The following is a 16208-nucleotide window of genomic DNA, read 5'->3' as shown; positions in this document are numbered from 1 at the left end:
AAGTCAGCAGACTCTCGTCTGCGCATAGGAGCGCAAGTAGATGCTCCGTGTCACTTAGGTCTTATAACCTTGATAACAAATGGAGCAAGCACAATGAAATTAACCAAAATCGCCAGTGCCGTTATTGCTGTATCTGTAGGCGTTATTACCCAAGCCCATGCGGATGACAATCGTTATGTCATTCAAGTCGAAGAAGGCCATAAAGGTATTGTTAAAGCACTCGCTAAAAAGCTTGGTGGCGAAATAAATCTTGAAGGGGATGAATTTATTGCTGCGACTTTTACAGGTAAAGATCTCGCCCAAGTCAAAGGCCTGTTAAATAATCCTCATATTACCCTGATTGAAGAAGACGTTCGTCGTCATCCTATGTCGCTGTATAACGATGATGCGGGTAATCCTATGACCCAACAAGTCACGCCATATGCGGTATATCAATCCCGTGCAAACCAAGTGACTTTTAACCCAAATGCGGGCATGAAGGTTTGTATTATTGACTCAGGATTAGATAGCTCAAACCCCGATTTTAACTGGAACAACATTACTGGCGATAACGATTCAGGTACAGGAAATTGGTTCCAAAATGGTGGCCCACATGGCACGCACGTTGCGGGCACCATTGGCGCCGCCAACAATAATATTGGTGTCGTCGGTATGGCACCTGGCGTACCTATGCACATCGTTAAAGTATTCAATGCATCGGGTTGGGGCTATTCATCTGATTTAGCCTATGCAGCCAACAAATGCAGCAATGCGGGCGCTAAGATTATCAGCATGAGCTTAGGTGGTGGTGCGGCAAACAATACCGAAAAGAATGCCTTTGATGCCTTTACTGCTGCCGGAGGCTTAGTGGTAGCTGCTGCTGGTAATGACGGTAATTCAGTACGATCTTACCCTGCGGGATATCCATCCGTCATGATGATCGGCGCTAACGATGCGAACAATAAGATTGCCGATTTCTCTCAATATCCTAGCTGTTTAAGTGGTCGCGGTAAAAAAGCTGTCAATGATGACGGTATCTGTGTCGAAGTCACCGCAGGCGGTGTCGATACACTCTCAACCTACCCAGCTGGGATGGCAACGGCATCAACCTTAAGCGTCGATGGCGCGAATGTAGTCTCCTCAGCGATGGAAAACGCTGGCTCAGCCACGGGCAATACTTACTTTATGGGAACAGCTCAAGCAGTAGACTCTAGCGCTAACGGTAAGATCTGTGTGATCGACCGCGGTGTGATCTCCTTCCATGATAAAGTACTTAACTGCGAAAACTCTGGTGGCGTGGGTGCAATTCTGATCAATAACACCGCCGGTATGCTCTACGGCACTTTGGGAGATACTAATGCCACCAGTATTCCGGCAGTAGGCGCAGCGTTTGAAGATAGAGCTCGCCTTGTTGCCGCACAAAATGCGACGATCTCGATTGGCGCAGTTGACTATGGTTTTATGAGCGGAACATCGATGGCAACCCCAGCGGTATCGGGTATTGCAGCACTCGTGTGGTCTAACCATTCTCAATGTACTGGAGCCCAAATTCGCAAAGCGTTAAAAGCAACCGCAATGGATGCGGGCGCAGCAGGTAAAGATATCTACTTTGGTTATGGTATCGTCAATGCTAAAGCGGCCGATACTTACCTCACCACCTATGGTTGCTCAGGCAAATAAGCTTAACAAAGCTTATTTCAATGTAAAAAATCAGCACTTGTGCTGATTTTTTACATTAAGAGTGAGTTGAAGGCTGTTGGTATATGAAGCAAGAATACAAGCTAAACTCAGTTCAAAAGCCTCCTTGAATAAATTCTCGCTTTACGCTTCTTCATCTCAGCATTGAAAGGCATAACAACACAGCAATAGGCATTAAGTAATAACGCCATGATTTACAAGGCTAGAGACTTAATCCCCACACTTCAAAGGCATCGCGGCAAAGTTGCTCACGAAAATCCGGATGGGCGATATTAATCAAGGCCTGTGCCCGTTCACGTAGCGAGCGGCCACGAAGATTCGCCGCGCCATATTCGGTCACTATGTAATGCACATGGGCACGGGTAGTTACCACCCCCGCCCCAGGAGATAACACGCTAGCGATGCGAGAAACCCGACCTCCAGAGGCCGTACTTGGCAACGCAATCACAGAGCGGCCACCTTCGGACAGCCCCGCGCCGCGGATAAAGTCCATCTGGCCACCCACGCCCGAATAAATCTTAGTGCCAATGGAATCGGCACACACTTGCCCAGTGAGATCGACCTGCAGCGCCGAGTTAATCGCCATTACATTGGGGTTTTTACGGATAATAGACGTGTCGTTAACTTGCTCGATATCCATAAAGATAACCGCAGGATTATCATCCACATAGTCGTATAACTTCTGGCTACCTAAGGCAAAACCTGTAACCAGTTTTCCGGGGTAAAAGCGCTTTTTACTGTTGTTAATCACGCCATTTTCAACCAATTGCAAAATCCCGTCGGAAAACAATTCGGTATGCACGCCTAAGTCTTTGTGCTCGGTCAGGCAGGACAATACCGCATCGGGAATCGCGCCAATACCCATCTGCAAACAATCACCATCGCGGACTAATTCAGCCACATTTTTCCCTATCGCCAGACTCACAGCATCGCCAGTGGCAAACGAATGAATGGGTAAACTGGCGCTTTGCTCATACACGGCGGCAAAACGGTCGATATGAATAAAACCATCGCCGTGGGTGCGGGGCATTTGTGGATTAATATGGGCAATGATTTTACCCGCCACTTGGCAGGCGGCTAAAGTGGCCTCCACCGAAATTCCTAAGGAACACATGCCATGTTTATCCGGCGGCGACACTTGGATAATCGCGGTATCGATTTTTTGCTCGCCGCTGCGGAACAGTTTAGGCACTTCAGAGAGGAAAATCGGCACATAATCGGCATCGCCACTTTGTAATAACGGCCTTGTAGGCACCCCACCGAAAAAACAGCGATGGCGCAAATGCCCACGTAAATCGGGATGACTTAAGGATTCAGCACCTTCGGTATGTAACTGTAATAAGGTGAGATTTTCAAGGGTGAGCGCATGTTTTGCCAGCGCATCTAATAGGACTTTTGGAGTTGCGCCCATGGAATGGGTCCACAGGGTTTCGCCACTTTGGATCAGTGAAACCGCTTCGAGGGCACTTTGACACACAATCGCAGGCATACAGAATTCCTTCGCTAAGCTAAATCTCTATTCCTTTTGCGTATGATGTAACGTTGATACGCATCGCGCTGCTCAGCCGAATAGGCCTTCACATTCACTGAGCTGATAACCTCAGGTATCGATTTACACAAATCGGTCTGCATAAATCGCGCGAAGGGACACACTAAGCCATCACATAAAAGGAACATTTTGTTAGCAACAGTGTAAGCGAGTTCTAAAGTAACTAACATCCATTTCAACTACTTAGTCCAAATCTTTACGCATAATTTGCGTTAAATCAAAACTCGCGCCTAAAGCGTGAGTCAGCCCCTTAATCCAAACGTTTGGAAAAGCGCAGGCTTGCCACCAGCAGCCCCAAGCAGGTAAAACCAATCATCCACAAGGCATCAAATTGCAAGTCACTCACCTGGGCATCCCTCAGCACAATCGCGCGGGACATACGCATAAAGTGCGTCGCGGGTAACGCCTCGGCAATCCACTGCGCCGCTACGGGCATGGCCTCGTAGGGGAACATAAAGCCCGACAACAAAATCGATGGCAGCAGGATAAACACCGTCATTTGCATCGACTGTAACTGGGTTTTCGCGATGGTCGAAATCACTAGGCCTAAGGTCAAACTGGCGCAGATAAACAACATGGCCGCCAGCGCAATCGAGTCCAAACCGCCGCGAATCGGCACAGCAAACAGCAAATGCCCAGCGGTAAGAATAATCGCCAATTGCACAAAGCCGACTAACACATAAGGGGTTATTTTACCTAGCATTAGCTCAAGCGGCCTCACCGGCGTGGTGATTAAAAACTCCATATTGCCCTGCTCTCGCTCGCGCACAATCGCGGCCGAGGTAAACATCACCATGGTCATAGTCAAAATGACCCCTAAGAGGCCGGGGACGATATTCACCACAGATAGTTGCTCAGGGTTAAAATACTGCACCACCTCAAAACTGGGGGGATTGGATTTGACCGCCCTGCCCGCAATTTCATCCAGCGGCATTTGTCTTAAACTGCGAATGGTGGAGGCGACCACAGTATCCGAGCCATCCACCAACCATTGACCGACAGGCTCTGCAAAATAGGTCTGCCCTGCAAACGCCGGATGCCGTACTAAACGCTCGTCAAGATCGGCACCTAAATACAGCACGGCTTTCACTTCGCCGCGGGTGATCGCTGCTTCCGCCTCGTTGACACTCAAATAGCGATTTTTAAAATCAACTACTTGGGTCGCTTCTACCGCCTTGACTAAAGCACGGCTATAGGCGGAGTCACTTAAATTGACTAAACCTGCGGGCAAATAACGCGCATCGGTATTGATAGCATACCCAAACAGCATCAACTGCACTAAGGGGAGCATCACTATCATGCCGAAGGTCATGCGATCCCGCGATAACTGCCTGAGTTCTTTGACCACCACGGCCCAAATTCTACCTAGCATCTTGAGTCTCCACTATCGTGGCCTGACTGCCGTTTGGCGGCGCCAGTTGGGCACGTCCGCCCGTGCAAGTCACAAACACATCCTCAAGGCTTGGGCGCACCTCGGTCAGTGCCCGCCCAGCAACCCTTGAGCTTAACCAAGCCTGCGGATCTGCAATCGAACTTTGCACTAATACCCGTAAACGACTGCCAATCTGCGCCGCCGATAACACGTTGGCATCGCTGATAAGCGACTGTTTAAGCTTACGTAAATCTTCCCCCGATACTTCAACGACCCGCGCGCCCATGGCCGCCATAAGTTGTTGCGGCGAGCCGTCGGCACGTTTTATCCCGCGCTCTAAAATCGCCAGACCATGGCAACGCTCGGCCTCATCCATATAGTGGGTCGAGACTAAAATCGTGGTGCCTTGGGCGCAGAGATCGAACAGTCGCTCCCAAAACTCGCGGCGATTTTCAGGGTCCACCGCCGACGTCGGCTCATCGAGAAATAACAGCTCGGGATGATGTAAGGTTGCGGCAGCTAAGGCCAAACGCTGTTTTTGTCCGCCACTCATGGAGCCCGCCATTTGCTTCTCGCGCCCAGCCAAATCGTACAAGCTTAATAACTCGGCCAAACGCGCCTTAGTTTGGCAACGATTCAGCCCATAAATTTGCGCCACAAACTCGAGGTTTTCCCGCACCGATAAATTGTCGTAGAGGGAGAATTTTTGCGTCATATAGCCAATGCGGCGGCGCAGTTTTTCCTCGGCGCCGGGCAAGGTTTCACCCAGCACCCGAATATCCCCCGAGGTCGGACTAAGCAGTCCAGTCAACATCCGAATCGAGGTCGATTTACCGCAACCATTGGGGCCTAAAAACCCATAAATCGTGCCCTTAGGGATCGCCAAATCGAGATTTTCTACCGCATTAACACCGCCAAAGGCGCGGGTCATACCACGGGTTTCGATAGCAAACTCAGATGCCGCAGTTGATGTTTCAGCCGCTGATGTCCCAGCGACTAATCCCCCTGCTGAAACCTGTTGTGCACTCATGGCAGTTGTACCTCAAGGGCCATTCCCGTGGGTAAATCCTGTCCTTCTGGCGAAATATCAATATCGGTGAGATACATCAATCTCGCCCTATCGCGTTCATTTAAGGCATAAAAAGGGGTGTAAGCCGGTTGACTGCGAATATTACGCACTGTGCCAGCAATAGGCTGCGTGCGGCCATCGACAAGGATCTTCACTTGGCTACCCGCCTTAACCCTATCGAGCCAAGTCGCAGGTAGATATACCCGCACATAGGGATGCTCAATTGCCAATAAACCAATAAGTTGACTCCCTGCGGCCACCCTATCACCCACCCGCCAAGGCAAGGTATCTACCACAGCGGGTTTCGCCGCCACTAGGCTTAAATCCTTGAGGGCTTTTTGCTCCTGTGCCACCGCAGCCATGGCCGCCTCGACTGCGGCTCTGGCTTGTTCGAGTTGCTCGCTGCGGGTGCCGTTTTGCAGCAGTCTTAGGCTCTGCTCGGCTTCGGCTTGCTTGGCAAGGCTGGTATCACGCGCCGCGCGCGCCGCATCTAAATCTGCTTGACTGAGCACCTTAGTCTTAAATAACCGCTGCGTACGCTCAAAACTCTGCTGCGCCTCTTTAACACTGGCATTGGCGCCATCAAGGGCGGCGCGGGCTTTATCTATGTCTTCCGAGCGAGCCCCCGTTACGGCTTCCGCCAGCTTTGCCTTGGCTTGTTTAAGCTCGGCCTGACGTTGGCTAAGGCGCGCCTGAGCGGCGGTGCTATCCAGCTCGAGTAATACTTCCCCCGCCTGCACTTGCTGGCCTTCGACCACATTAATTCGATTAATCAGCTCCCCCACGGGGGCGGTGAGGGTTAACCTATCGCGCTCAATCGTACCCAGCACTCGGGGGGATTCATCGCCACAGGCTGTTAATTGCAGCAACAGCGCCGCGCCCAATAGACTCCTCACCAGCTTGCCCCATCTTTGGGGAGATAGTCGTCGCGCCTTAACCGACATCACAGCTAACCCATTAGATACACTCATCATTCACTCCTAGGTTCACGTAATACGCCCTGAGTAAACACCTGCATATTGTGCAGTGCCAAACGTTGTAAATCCTCGGCATTGCTACTAAACAGGCCAAACTGACGCATTAAAACTGGGGGAGCAATCAGCGGAAACACCATCAAACTGATAAAACTCAGGCGCACTAAATTGGGATCTAGCCCTTCTTTGAGTAATCCAGCATTCACTAATGCCGACTCAACCCATTGGCGCGAGAGGGACAGAATTTGCTCAAACACCGACAACATGATCCGATAGGCCTCGGTGCCATCGCCTTCCTGCAACACACGCACGATTAATCGGGGTAATCCTGGATTAGGTGCCATCACCCGATAATAGATCTGCATCAGTTCGCCAATATCATTAGGTGCTTGAGCGCAGGAGATTTCACGCAAACGCGCAATCACAGGCTCGAGGGTTTCACGCACCATCTGCTCGAATAGCCCAGCCTTAGAGCCAAAGTAATAGCGGATAAGCGCCGCATCCACCTCGGCTTCACGGGCTATTTCACGGGTAGAAACAGTGGGATAACTGCGTTCACTAAAGAGCGTCACCGCAGCGGTGATCAGCCGTTGGCGCGCATCAGAGTTGCCTTTCGGGCGACCCGCAGCCATAGACAGCCCAGATTGGGCGGCAAAGGGAACCACACCTCTTGGGCGACGAGGGATAAGCGACATAAGCCTCTCCGGCTGAATTCATCTATTGATGAATATACTGAAAAGCTGCTGGAAAAGGCAGCAGTTAAATTCCTCATTTTGATTAAAATTGAGGAATTTAACCTAAAAGCTTAAGCCTAAGATATCAGAGGTTTAAAACCATTCTTAAGGCTGGTATTTATCTTCGATGAAATCCTAAGCCCCTTTGACGATAGCGCTTAAACGCTCAATAAATTGCTGCACCGCCTCAATGGAATCAAAACTAAAGGCCAATCCATAGTGGGTTTCGTTAAGGCTCTTATGTAAGCGCTTGGGAAATCGCGTCATTTCCGCGCTGTGGTAATAGTCATATTTAGCATGCACGCCTGCTAAGGTGGTAAATTCACCCGAAAATATCTCAAACGCGGGGCGAATAATCAGTTGCGGCGTTTTGCCATCCATATGCAGGTAAAAGGCTTCCTTAGTACCTGGCAACATATATTCGGTAATGCTCTTCACCGAAAAATTGCTACGGCAATTGAGTTCGGTTAAACAGCGGCTCATTTCCTGTTGTGTGATGGCCAAAGGTGCCTCCCAATAAGTGTGAAAACGCTATAGAACCAATAAAGATCCAAAACGTTAAAGTAAAAATAATTTTTGAGCCATCCCAGCCAATTCAAACGGCTAAATACGCTATACGTTTTATTAGCGTTTACTGATCAAGCAATTAGCTGTCGGTTAGGTCATATTAAAACAAAGTCAAAAGATTGTCGCTATGTCATTAAATTGTATAGCGAATTTTTGCTTGCCAGCCCCAAATGTTGCGACTAGGTTAATAAGCCAGAGTAAGAGTCTACCCTGTCCACCATAGCAAGGTCACTCAGCTTGTGAACTTTTACTCCCAGTGGTTTTACTGCGCAGCATTCCTTAAAACCAGCCTAAGATTGCCTTGCACCAGAGTGCAGCGATGTCAATCGACACAGACACCTGATTAATGTTCACGATTGCAGTGCACTGTAAGGCCGCGCTCAATCACTAGAGATGAGAAACACCCATGAAGATAAAAAACACCTTAATGCTCTTGGGTCTGTTAGCTGTCAGCCCCGCGGTTTTTGCCGCAACAGGTATCGCCTTTGTTCACGGAACCGGAAAACAAACCAATGCGTTAGCCGACTATTGGACTTCGGAATTTGTTAACTCAGTGCGCCAAGGGATCCCCGTCCCCAATAATTACACTGTTATCAACTGTGACTTCGACCAATATATGTGGGAAGAAACGGCCGCGGGTTGCCTCGCCACTCAGCTCAATAGCTTTATTCAAGCGAAGAATATTGATGATTTAATCCTGCTCACCCACTCCAATGGCGGTAATGTGGTGCGCTGGATTTTATCAAACCCCACCTGGGACAGCCGTTATCCTGCGGTGATCAAAGCCACCTCCAGAGTCATCGCCCTCGCGCCATCGAGTGGCGGCACGCCGCTGGCCGATGCAGTCAATCAAGGCAATGTGTTCGAAACGACTCTAGGTTGGCTCTTAGGCTATGGCAGCAATGCGGTCAAACAGCAGCAAGTCGGCTGGATGGCAAACTACAACAACACTTGGCTCTATGGCACCTCGGGTCGCCCGAGTTTAGGTAAGCCCTTCGAGGTGGTTGTCGGCTCGGATGTGGATTCCGCCATTTGGGACAGCGACAGCTACTGCGCTGGCTATCAATATCAGGTCGCCCTCGAAACTACCCAAAACTGGCTTGATAGCTGCTCCGACGGCTTCTTAAATTGCAGCTCCCAAAAAGCCGCAGGCACAGTCTGGTTTACCGATAAACAAAAGACCCGAGGCCAAGAACCGTTAAGCCATCAGCAGAGTCGCCGTGCCTGCTTTAACTTAGACACGCTGATCCGCAATCATATTTAAGGAGCTCACTATGCCACATTTTACACTCCGCACCTTAAGCAAAGCGGTCAGCTTGGTCATCTTTGCTAGCCTGCTCGGTGCCTGTCAGGATGATTCACCCACGCCTGAGCCACAAAAAGAAGCCAGCCCAATGTATGCCAAGGGCTTAACCTTAGCCGCGCCGACGCAGAGCGATCTTGTCGATACCAATATCGCCTCGCCAACCCTCGCGCCGATTAATACCAGTACCGATTACGTCAGCTTTATTACCCCGCTCTACGGCGAATACCAAGCCAGTCAACCCGTGCTTGAGCAGGCAAGCCAAAGTGATGAGTATTGGCTTAATGTCACCGGCGCCGAGCTAAATGCTGGCGTGCAGCTTAACTTAAGCCAAGCGGGCAGCTTAGTGCGAATTGCGCCCCGCGGCGATGTCAGCACAGGCGCCTTAATGCATGCCGAGGCGGTCGCCCCCGAGCGGGTGCAAATTCAGCGGATAGGCCAAACGCCGCAGGGGAAAAACGCCAGCCCGCAAGCCACGGAATCCTTGGTTAAATCGCTGGTGAGTGCCGAAGCCTTAGCCAGCGCAGGCTTAGCCGATGACTCCAGCGCCCTGCAAATGTCTGAAAAAGCCACGGCCGGAGCATATCGCCTACAAGTCAGCCAGCCCTTGGTCGCTAAGGCCAACTATCTGGTCAACGTGAAAGAAAAAGGCTCGCCCTATCAACTAAGCATCAAGGCGCCCAGCGCAATTGCGGCCGATGCCCAAACGGTTGGGGTAAAACTCGCCTTAAGCCAAAGCGATAATCAATTTGCGCCTCAGGCCAAACTCAAACAAGCCGATGGTACAGAGCAAGCGCTGGCCATGGTGAAACAAGGGGATGAATGGCAGGCGTTAGTGCCCACGTACTTGCCCCTTGCCAGCAGCAATGCGGGGCTGAGTGAAATCGAAGTCACAGTCCAGACTCAGGTCGATGGCCGCCCAGTGCAGCGCACGGTGAAAACCGCATTTAAGTCCTATGTCAATTCCGCCAGCATCAAGCCCGAAGTGCTGACCGTCTGGGACAAAGGCGTGCCGAATCAAGTCAACTTTGAGCTAAATGTCGCCGAGGCGGGACGCTTTGGTTTGAGTGGCGTGCTCACGGGCACCAATGCCGAGGGCAAAAAAGTGGCGATCATGCGCACCCAAGCGGCAACGTGGTTAACGCCCGAATCCCCCAAACTCAAGCTGATGTTTGACCCCAAACTTATCCAAGCATCCGGTCTACAACCGCCCTTTGAACTCAACGAGCTTGAGCTGCAAGATCAAGGGCAAATGGCACGGTTAAGTTTTCAGGCCAACGCACTGGTGCTTACGCGCTAACTCAATTTAACCCATTTCTCCCTTCCCAACCGCTTTGAGTGCCCACCTTGGGCACTCTTTTTTTTCCCGTCATCCGAGTTTATGCTGCCAAGCCAAGCGTTTACCCAAGCGAAAGTGCAATTATCGCGCAATCCCACAACCCTGTGACAACACATGGGTATCAGCACAACATGCTGTCACAATTTCAAGATAAAATTTACATTGATTATAAAAGCTTACTTCTTTTAAATAACAAGGAGTCTAGGCATAATGCCAATGTTTTGACGCAAAACCCCATAGCAACATATGCAAATGGAATATAAAAATAACAATGGCTAACGGCACCGCGATTCCTCCGCCTTAGTCGATGCTCAAGCAATGGAAATCCTATGAGTGACAGCACATTTTTTTTTGGTGAATGGCAAGTTAATCCCAGCGCCAACAGCCTACTCCTTGGTAAACAAGTTAAACAGCTTGAGCCTAAGGCAATGGATGTGTTGTTATTTCTCTGCCAAAACGCCGGTGAAGTGGTCAGCAGCGACGAAATTGTCAGCCATTGCTGGCCGGGGGTCGACACGGGCGACAATCCACTGCATAAGATTATCAACCAGTTACGTCGCGCCTTAGGCGATAGTGCCACCGAATCCCGTTACATTGAGACCATTCGCAAACGTGGTTATCGCACCTTAGCCGAGGTGCGCTTTCCCGTCGGCCACGAGGCCAGCGCCACGCCACAGACCTGGCAAGGTGGCTCGCCGTTTCCGGGCTTGCAAGCCTACAGCGCCAACTATGCCGACGTGTTCTTCGGCCGCAGCGAACAAATTAGCACGCTGCTGAATCGCATTAGCCAACAAATCCAATTTGGCCGCGCCTTCTGCTTAATTTTAGGCCCCAGTGGTAGCGGTAAATCCTCCTTAATTAATGCCGGTGTATTGCCTAACCTCATGACCGCCAATGGCTTTAATGGCGTTGGGGTTGTGGCCTATAGCAGCCTCGATTTTGCCGATGTCAGCAAGGGACAACTGCTTACCGATCTGGCCAGCGCCATGCTCGACTGGGAGCTAAACGACACCCCAGTATTTGAGGGCATGAGCGCAGACAAGCTTGCCGCCAAGCTTGAGCAAGATCCGCAGAGCATTGTCGAGATATGCAAACAAAGCCTTAAAAATCATGCTTATGCGACGCCACGCTTTGGCTTATTTCTCGATCGATTAGAGGTGCTATTATCATCGCCGCTGTTTAGCGACGCCGAGCGCAGTGCCTTTATCGAGTTGTTAGAGCGCCTTGCCACTTCCCATGCGGTGTTGATTTTAAGTGCCTGTCGCAACGACTTTTATCCGTTGCTGGTCAATTATCCCAGTCTGATGGCGGGAAAAGCCCGCGGTGCCCATTTCGACTTAGCGCCGCCCACGCGCACCGAGCTGTTGCAAATGATCCGCCTACCAGCCGTTGCCGCCAATTTAACTTGGGACATTGACAGCGACACCGCCATGCCGCTCGATGAAATGCTCTGTAGCGATGCCGCCAGCAATCCAGATGCGCTGCCCATGCTGCAATACACCTTGCAGGCGCTGTATTTACAGCGCAGCGACGATGACAAACTATTAGTCTCTGTGTATCGCACCTTGGGCGGCATCGAAGGCGCTATCGGTAAAAATGCCGAGCAGGCCATCTCCCATTTAACTGAGGCCGAAAAAGCCAGTCTGCCGCGGATTTTGTCCCTGTTAGTCACCCTGCGTGAGGATGAAAAATCCATCACCAGCCGCACCGCCCGCTGGTCGCAGTTGCAAAGCGCGGCCGAAACCGCCCTAGTGCAAGCCATGGTCGATAGCCGCTTATTTGTGTCCCATCTACAAAATGGTGAGCCCTGTTTTAGCATCGCCCACGAAGCCCTGCTGCGCCGCTGGCCAAGGGCGACGGCGTGGATCAGCGAACATAACGACAGCCTTAGCATTAAGAGCCGACTACAGCATTTATCCCAGCGCTGGCTCAGCGAAGCCAAACACAGCGCCTATTTGCTGGCCGAGGGTAAACCCTTAAAAGAGGCCCAAAGCCTTAGGCAAAATCCCTTATTTGACTTAGACGAGCGGGAAACCGACTTTATTGCCGCCTCCAGCAAACGCGCCACTATGCTGCGCTGGACGAGGCGCATCACCGTCGCCCTGCTGTGCGTACTCACCTTAACCTCAGTCATTATGAGTGTTCGCAGTATCGAAGCCGAAAAACTTGCCCAGCAAAAACGCCTCGCCGCCGAAGATCTGCTCGGGTTTATGGTGGGTGACTTCGCCGATAAGATGCGCGGTATCGGCCGAATGGACTTACTCGACGGCATCAGCAATAAGGCATTGGAATATTTCACGGATTTCTCCAGCCAAGACGATGAGAAGTACTTAAGCTTCGATGCTCGCTTCCAGCATGGACAAACCTTAGAGGCCATGGGCGAAGTCGCCTATTCACGCAATAAAATCGATGAAGCCCGCAGCGCCCTACTCGCCGCACAGGAAAAAATGCTGCCGCTGCTTAAGTTGCAGCCAGAAAACTTAGCCCTTTTAAAAACCTTAGGTGCCAATGCCTTTTGGTTGGGTCAGCTTAAATATGATGTAAGTGATTGGGCCGCCACACGCCCCTATTTCGAACAGTATTTAGTCTATAGCCAAACCATGTATGCCTTAGCGCCTGAGGATAAAGATGCGCTGATGGAGCTGTCCTATGCCCATAACACCTTGGGCTCAGTGTCGATGAAGCAACAGGACTTTGCTAAAGCACAGCAAGATTTTGAGGAGTCATTACGATTAAAGCTCTTGGCACTGGCCAAAGCCCCCGAAGATAGCCAACTGATTGCCGATGTGGCCAATGCACGTTCTTGGTTAGCGAGTGCGGCTCTTGCAAATGGCTCCGTTCCTGATGTAATCGCAATCCACGATGATATTCAGCAAGCTTTATCAAGTATTGACTCCAAAAAACAAAATCCTTATATACTCGAAACATTAGCATTGAGTTACCAACAATCAACATTACTATTTGAATATCAAGAACTCTTCGAAAATGCACTAGATAAAGCAAATAAGGCAAATGAACTAATGGGTGTGTTAAGACTTATAGACCCCAACAATGAAACTTGGAACATACAGTCTTACCAAATAAAACTTCTTATTTTAGAATTAGAGAGCAATCTAAAAATCAAAAAAAGTTACACTCCAGAGGAACTGCTGAACAGCATTGAGAATGAAGGTCTTAAATCAGAAAACAGTCCAAGACTTCAACTGCTAAAAGTGTTGCTATATAAAACACTGATGAACTATTCATTAAAAAACAAGAATGCTGAAGATTTCACGTCCTACTCATCTAAAGCGGAAGCTTTAATAGAAAAAACCAAAATAATCCATCAGGAAAATCTTCAATACAAAGCGTGGGTTTCTGAAATAGAGCTATTAAATGCAAAGAATTCAGAATTAAATGGAAATAGCAAAAATAAAATTATAAACTGCACCAAGGTTAAATCAACATTAAAACCTACAATATATAACAACAAAGAGCCACAAATTACTATTCCATACATTCTATCATTGAAGTGTTTAAACGAATTAGATACTGAGCCAGAACTCATACAAATGCTTAATGAGGCTGGAATCACTAATCTAGTTTTCTAATCAAAAAAGGGAGTTCCATATGCCAAACGTACAAGGTTATGCACATTTTATTAATGTAATCGTAGATTTGCAGTCAGGTGAACCTGTATTTTCTTATACAGATGCCACGGGTGAACAATGCCAAGGCGATGTCACGATTACTGAAGCTAGCACAGTAACATACCAACTTATCGATAATACAGGTAAAGGCCTTAAGTTTATCGGGGTTGGCTTCCTGACTCCTTTTGATCAAATTGTTGACGCTGTTACTGTTAGTAGTGATGGTAAGTTTGTACAACTAGTTGACTTAGACCACACGCCGGGAACAACGAAATTCCAGTTCATCTTAAGCAACTCATCCAATACCCTGATGCTTTTAAGCCCAGATCCAGAGATTAAAAACCGTCCACAAAACTAATCTTTGTTAAAGATAAAATCAAGTGGGGACAGCCAACCCTGTCCCTTTTTTACTAGCCCCAACAATCATACTTAAATACATAAAAAACTATTGAATTAAATGGAATTATAATGAAAAACACTCTGATAAGAATAAGTGGGGACAGCCATGTCTTTTTGAAATAAGTGGGGACAAATAAGTGGGGACAGCCATGTCTTTTTGTGCTTTATCCCCTCTTATACTAGCCTTACATTATCTTGATTGCGTCTGTTTGGAGCGGATAATGACCTCGGCCAGAAGAAGGCGGTAAGTGGGGACAGCCATGTCTTTTTGTGCTTTGTCCCCTCTTCGGAAAATAAAATAACTGGGGACAGCCATGTCTTTTTGTGCTTTGTCCCCTCTTCTACTAGTCTTTAAATTATCTTCACCTGAAAAGCGGGGACAGCCATGTCTTTTTGTGCTTTATCCCCTCTTATACTAGCCTTACATTATCTTGATTGCGTCTGTTTGGAGCAAAAAGCGAGGACAGCCATGTCTTTTGTGCTTTGTCCCCTCTTCTACTAGTCTTTAGATTATCTTCACCTTGTCTGTTTGGAGCGAGTCATGACCTCGGCCAGAAGAATGCTTATCGATGCCAATACAACCCCCTTCTATCATGTGATTAATCGCTGTGTCAGAAGGGCTTTTCTGTGTGGTGAGGATAAACTCACTGGGCGCAGTTATGAGCATAGACGTGGCTGGATTGTCGATAAAATCAAAGCATTATCCACCATCTTTTGTATCGATATTTGCGCCTATGCAGTGATGAACAACCATTACCATTTAGTGCTTAAAATTGATGTAGAGAAGGCCAAATCGTTAACGCAAAAAGATATTATCAGCCGCTGGTGCCAAATCACTAAAGGCCATGCCATTGCCACTAAGTATATGAATGGTGATGCATTAATCGACGGCGAACGCATGTTACTCGATGCCTTAATTGCTGAATGGCATGAGCGTTTATCCAGCATATCTTGGTTTATGCGCTGCCTGAACGAAGAGATTGCCCGTAAAGCCAATCGAGAAGATGCGTGTAAAGGTGCCTTTTGGGAAGGCCGTTTCAAATCCCAAGCGTTACTAGATGAGCAAGCTTTACTGGCGTGTATGATGTACGTAGATTTAAACCCCATTCGAGCAGGGATTGCCGATTCTTTGCAATCCTCTGATTTTACATCGATTCAAGAACGTCTAAATGCACTTTCCCCTAACAGCGTCACACCACTGATAACCCAACCCCCTGTAGATAACACTCAACCATTACCACGCAAATCCCTTGCAAAATTTGAGGGTGCAACGCATCTCCATCAGCAAACGGGCATCCCCTTTCATTTTGCCGATTATCTTGAGCTTATCGATTGGACTGGCCGCGCCATCCGCCATGATAAAAAAGGCTTTATCGATAACCTACGACCTAAGTTGCTTAATGAGTTAGGGATTGCATCCGATGCCTGGTTACTTTCAGCCAAGGAGTTTCGTCGCCAGTACAGTGGTGTAAGCGGTCGATGGGATGCAATGTGTGCATTTAAACACAAGCAAGGTGGCAAATGGTGCCGAGGAAAATCCCATAGCCAAGCACTACATCCCGAGCAAATTAATGGACTTACACTGCGTTAAATTGC

The 16208-nt window shown here is 49.0% G+C and carries 12 protein-coding genes; 6 read left to right on the top strand and 6 right to left on the bottom strand.

Annotation, left to right across the window (positions count from 1 at the left end; genetic code table 11):
- The first annotated feature begins 93 nt into the window (after window positions 1-93).
- Window positions 94-1659, top strand: coding sequence for a S8 family serine peptidase (locus HG547_RS00745; RefSeq protein ID WP_169546595.1), 1566 nt, complete (start codon window positions 94-96; stop codon window positions 1657-1659).
- 220 nt (window positions 1660-1879) lie between these two features.
- Here HG547_RS00745 and HG547_RS00740 read toward each other — a convergent pair whose 3' ends face one another.
- The 6 genes from HG547_RS00740 to HG547_RS00715 all read right to left on the bottom strand — a co-directional run bounded on the left by HG547_RS00740 (window position 1880) and on the right by HG547_RS00715 (window position 7858).
- Complete coding sequence (locus HG547_RS00740; protein ID WP_169546594.1) at window positions 1880-3166, bottom strand: acetyl-CoA hydrolase/transferase family protein; 1287 nt, start codon at window positions 3164-3166, stop codon at window positions 1880-1882.
- Between the two features lie 310 nt (window positions 3167-3476).
- Window positions 3477-4598 carry an ABC transporter permease gene (locus HG547_RS00735; protein ID WP_169546593.1) on the bottom strand — a complete coding sequence of 374 codons (1122 nt, stop codon included), beginning with the start codon at window positions 4596-4598 and terminating at the stop codon, window positions 3477-3479.
- Window positions 4588-5529, bottom strand: a complete 942-nt coding sequence (locus HG547_RS00730; protein ID WP_169546801.1) for an ABC transporter ATP-binding protein — start codon at window positions 5527-5529, stop codon at window positions 4588-4590. The genes HG547_RS00735 and HG547_RS00730 overlap by 11 nt, the downstream gene beginning before the upstream one ends.
- A 95-nt stretch (window positions 5530-5624) precedes the next feature.
- On the bottom strand, window positions 5625-6638 hold the full coding sequence (locus tag HG547_RS00725) for an HlyD family efflux transporter periplasmic adaptor subunit (protein WP_169546592.1): 1014 nt from the start codon (window positions 6636-6638) through the stop codon (window positions 5625-5627).
- On the bottom strand, window positions 6638-7336 hold the full coding sequence (locus HG547_RS00720) for a TetR/AcrR family transcriptional regulator (protein WP_169546591.1): 699 nt from the start codon (window positions 7334-7336) through the stop codon (window positions 6638-6640). Before HG547_RS00720 ends, HG547_RS00725 begins: the two co-directional genes overlap by 1 nt.
- 174 nt (window positions 7337-7510) lie before the next feature.
- Window positions 7511-7858, bottom strand: coding sequence for a hypothetical protein (locus tag HG547_RS00715; protein ID WP_099458520.1), 348 nt, complete (start codon window positions 7856-7858; stop codon window positions 7511-7513).
- Between the two features lie 490 nt (window positions 7859-8348).
- On the opposite strand from HG547_RS00715, the gene HG547_RS00710 reads away from it, so the two are divergent.
- The 5 genes from HG547_RS00710 to HG547_RS00690 all read left to right on the top strand — a co-directional run bounded on the left by HG547_RS00710 (window position 8349) and on the right by HG547_RS00690 (window position 16203).
- Entirely contained in the window at window positions 8349-9206 is an 858-nt protein-coding gene (locus HG547_RS00710) for a hypothetical protein (RefSeq protein ID WP_144375610.1), read from the top strand.
- A gap of 10 nt (window positions 9207-9216) precedes the next feature.
- Window positions 9217-10545, top strand: coding sequence for a DUF4785 domain-containing protein (locus tag HG547_RS00705; RefSeq protein ID WP_169546590.1), 1329 nt, complete (start codon window positions 9217-9219; stop codon window positions 10543-10545).
- A 368-nt stretch (window positions 10546-10913) separates the two neighbouring features.
- Window positions 10914-14174 carry a winged helix-turn-helix domain-containing protein gene (locus HG547_RS00700; RefSeq protein ID WP_169546589.1) on the top strand — a complete coding sequence of 1087 codons (3261 nt, stop codon included), beginning with the start codon at window positions 10914-10916 and terminating at the stop codon, window positions 14172-14174.
- Window positions 14175-14193: 19 nt separating this feature from the next.
- Window positions 14194-14571 carry a DP-EP family protein gene (locus tag HG547_RS00695; RefSeq protein WP_169546588.1) on the top strand — a complete coding sequence of 126 codons (378 nt, stop codon included), beginning with the start codon at window positions 14194-14196 and terminating at the stop codon, window positions 14569-14571.
- 582 nt (window positions 14572-15153) lie between these two features.
- Window positions 15154-16203, top strand: coding sequence for a transposase (locus HG547_RS00690; RefSeq protein ID WP_169546587.1), 1050 nt, complete (start codon window positions 15154-15156; stop codon window positions 16201-16203).
- Window positions 16204-16208 lie beyond the last annotated feature (5 nt).

This window comes from Shewanella sp. DNRA4 (genome assembly GCF_012843185.1).
Lineage (GTDB): Bacteria > Pseudomonadota > Gammaproteobacteria > Enterobacterales > Shewanellaceae > Shewanella > Shewanella xiamenensis.
Note: the sequence above shows the minus strand (reverse complement) of the source record. Positions and strands in the feature narration are given on the sequence as shown.

What these genes read in the sequence shown, in the direction of transcription:
- HG547_RS00745 (WP_169546595.1), top strand. Translation starts at nt 94, where the DNA reads ATGAAATTAACCAAAATCGCCAGTGCCGTTATTGCTGTATCTGTAGGC.
- HG547_RS00740 (WP_169546594.1), bottom strand. Translation starts at nt 3,166, where the DNA reads ATGCCTGCGATTGTGTGTCAAAGTGCCCTCGAAGCGGTTTCACTGATC.
- HG547_RS00735 (WP_169546593.1), bottom strand. Translation starts at nt 4,598, where the DNA reads ATGCTAGGTAGAATTTGGGCCGTGGTGGTCAAAGAACTCAGGCAGTTA.
- HG547_RS00730 (WP_169546801.1), bottom strand. Translation starts at nt 5,529, where the DNA reads ATGACCCGCGCCTTTGGCGGTGTTAATGCGGTAGAAAATCTCGATTTG.
- HG547_RS00725 (WP_169546592.1), bottom strand. Translation starts at nt 6,638, where the DNA reads ATGAGTGTATCTAATGGGTTAGCTGTGATGTCGGTTAAGGCGCGACGA.
- HG547_RS00720 (WP_169546591.1), bottom strand. Translation starts at nt 7,336, where the DNA reads ATGTCGCTTATCCCTCGTCGCCCAAGAGGTGTGGTTCCCTTTGCCGCC.
- HG547_RS00715 (WP_099458520.1), bottom strand. Translation starts at nt 7,858, where the DNA reads ATGAGCCGCTGTTTAACCGAACTCAATTGCCGTAGCAATTTTTCGGTG.
- HG547_RS00710 (WP_144375610.1), top strand. Translation starts at nt 8,349, where the DNA reads ATGAAGATAAAAAACACCTTAATGCTCTTGGGTCTGTTAGCTGTCAGC.
- HG547_RS00705 (WP_169546590.1), top strand. Translation starts at nt 9,217, where the DNA reads ATGCCACATTTTACACTCCGCACCTTAAGCAAAGCGGTCAGCTTGGTC.
- HG547_RS00700 (WP_169546589.1), top strand. Translation starts at nt 10,914, where the DNA reads ATGAGTGACAGCACATTTTTTTTTGGTGAATGGCAAGTTAATCCCAGC.
- HG547_RS00695 (WP_169546588.1), top strand. Translation starts at nt 14,194, where the DNA reads ATGCCAAACGTACAAGGTTATGCACATTTTATTAATGTAATCGTAGAT.
- HG547_RS00690 (WP_169546587.1), top strand. Translation starts at nt 15,154, where the DNA reads ATGACCTCGGCCAGAAGAATGCTTATCGATGCCAATACAACCCCCTTC.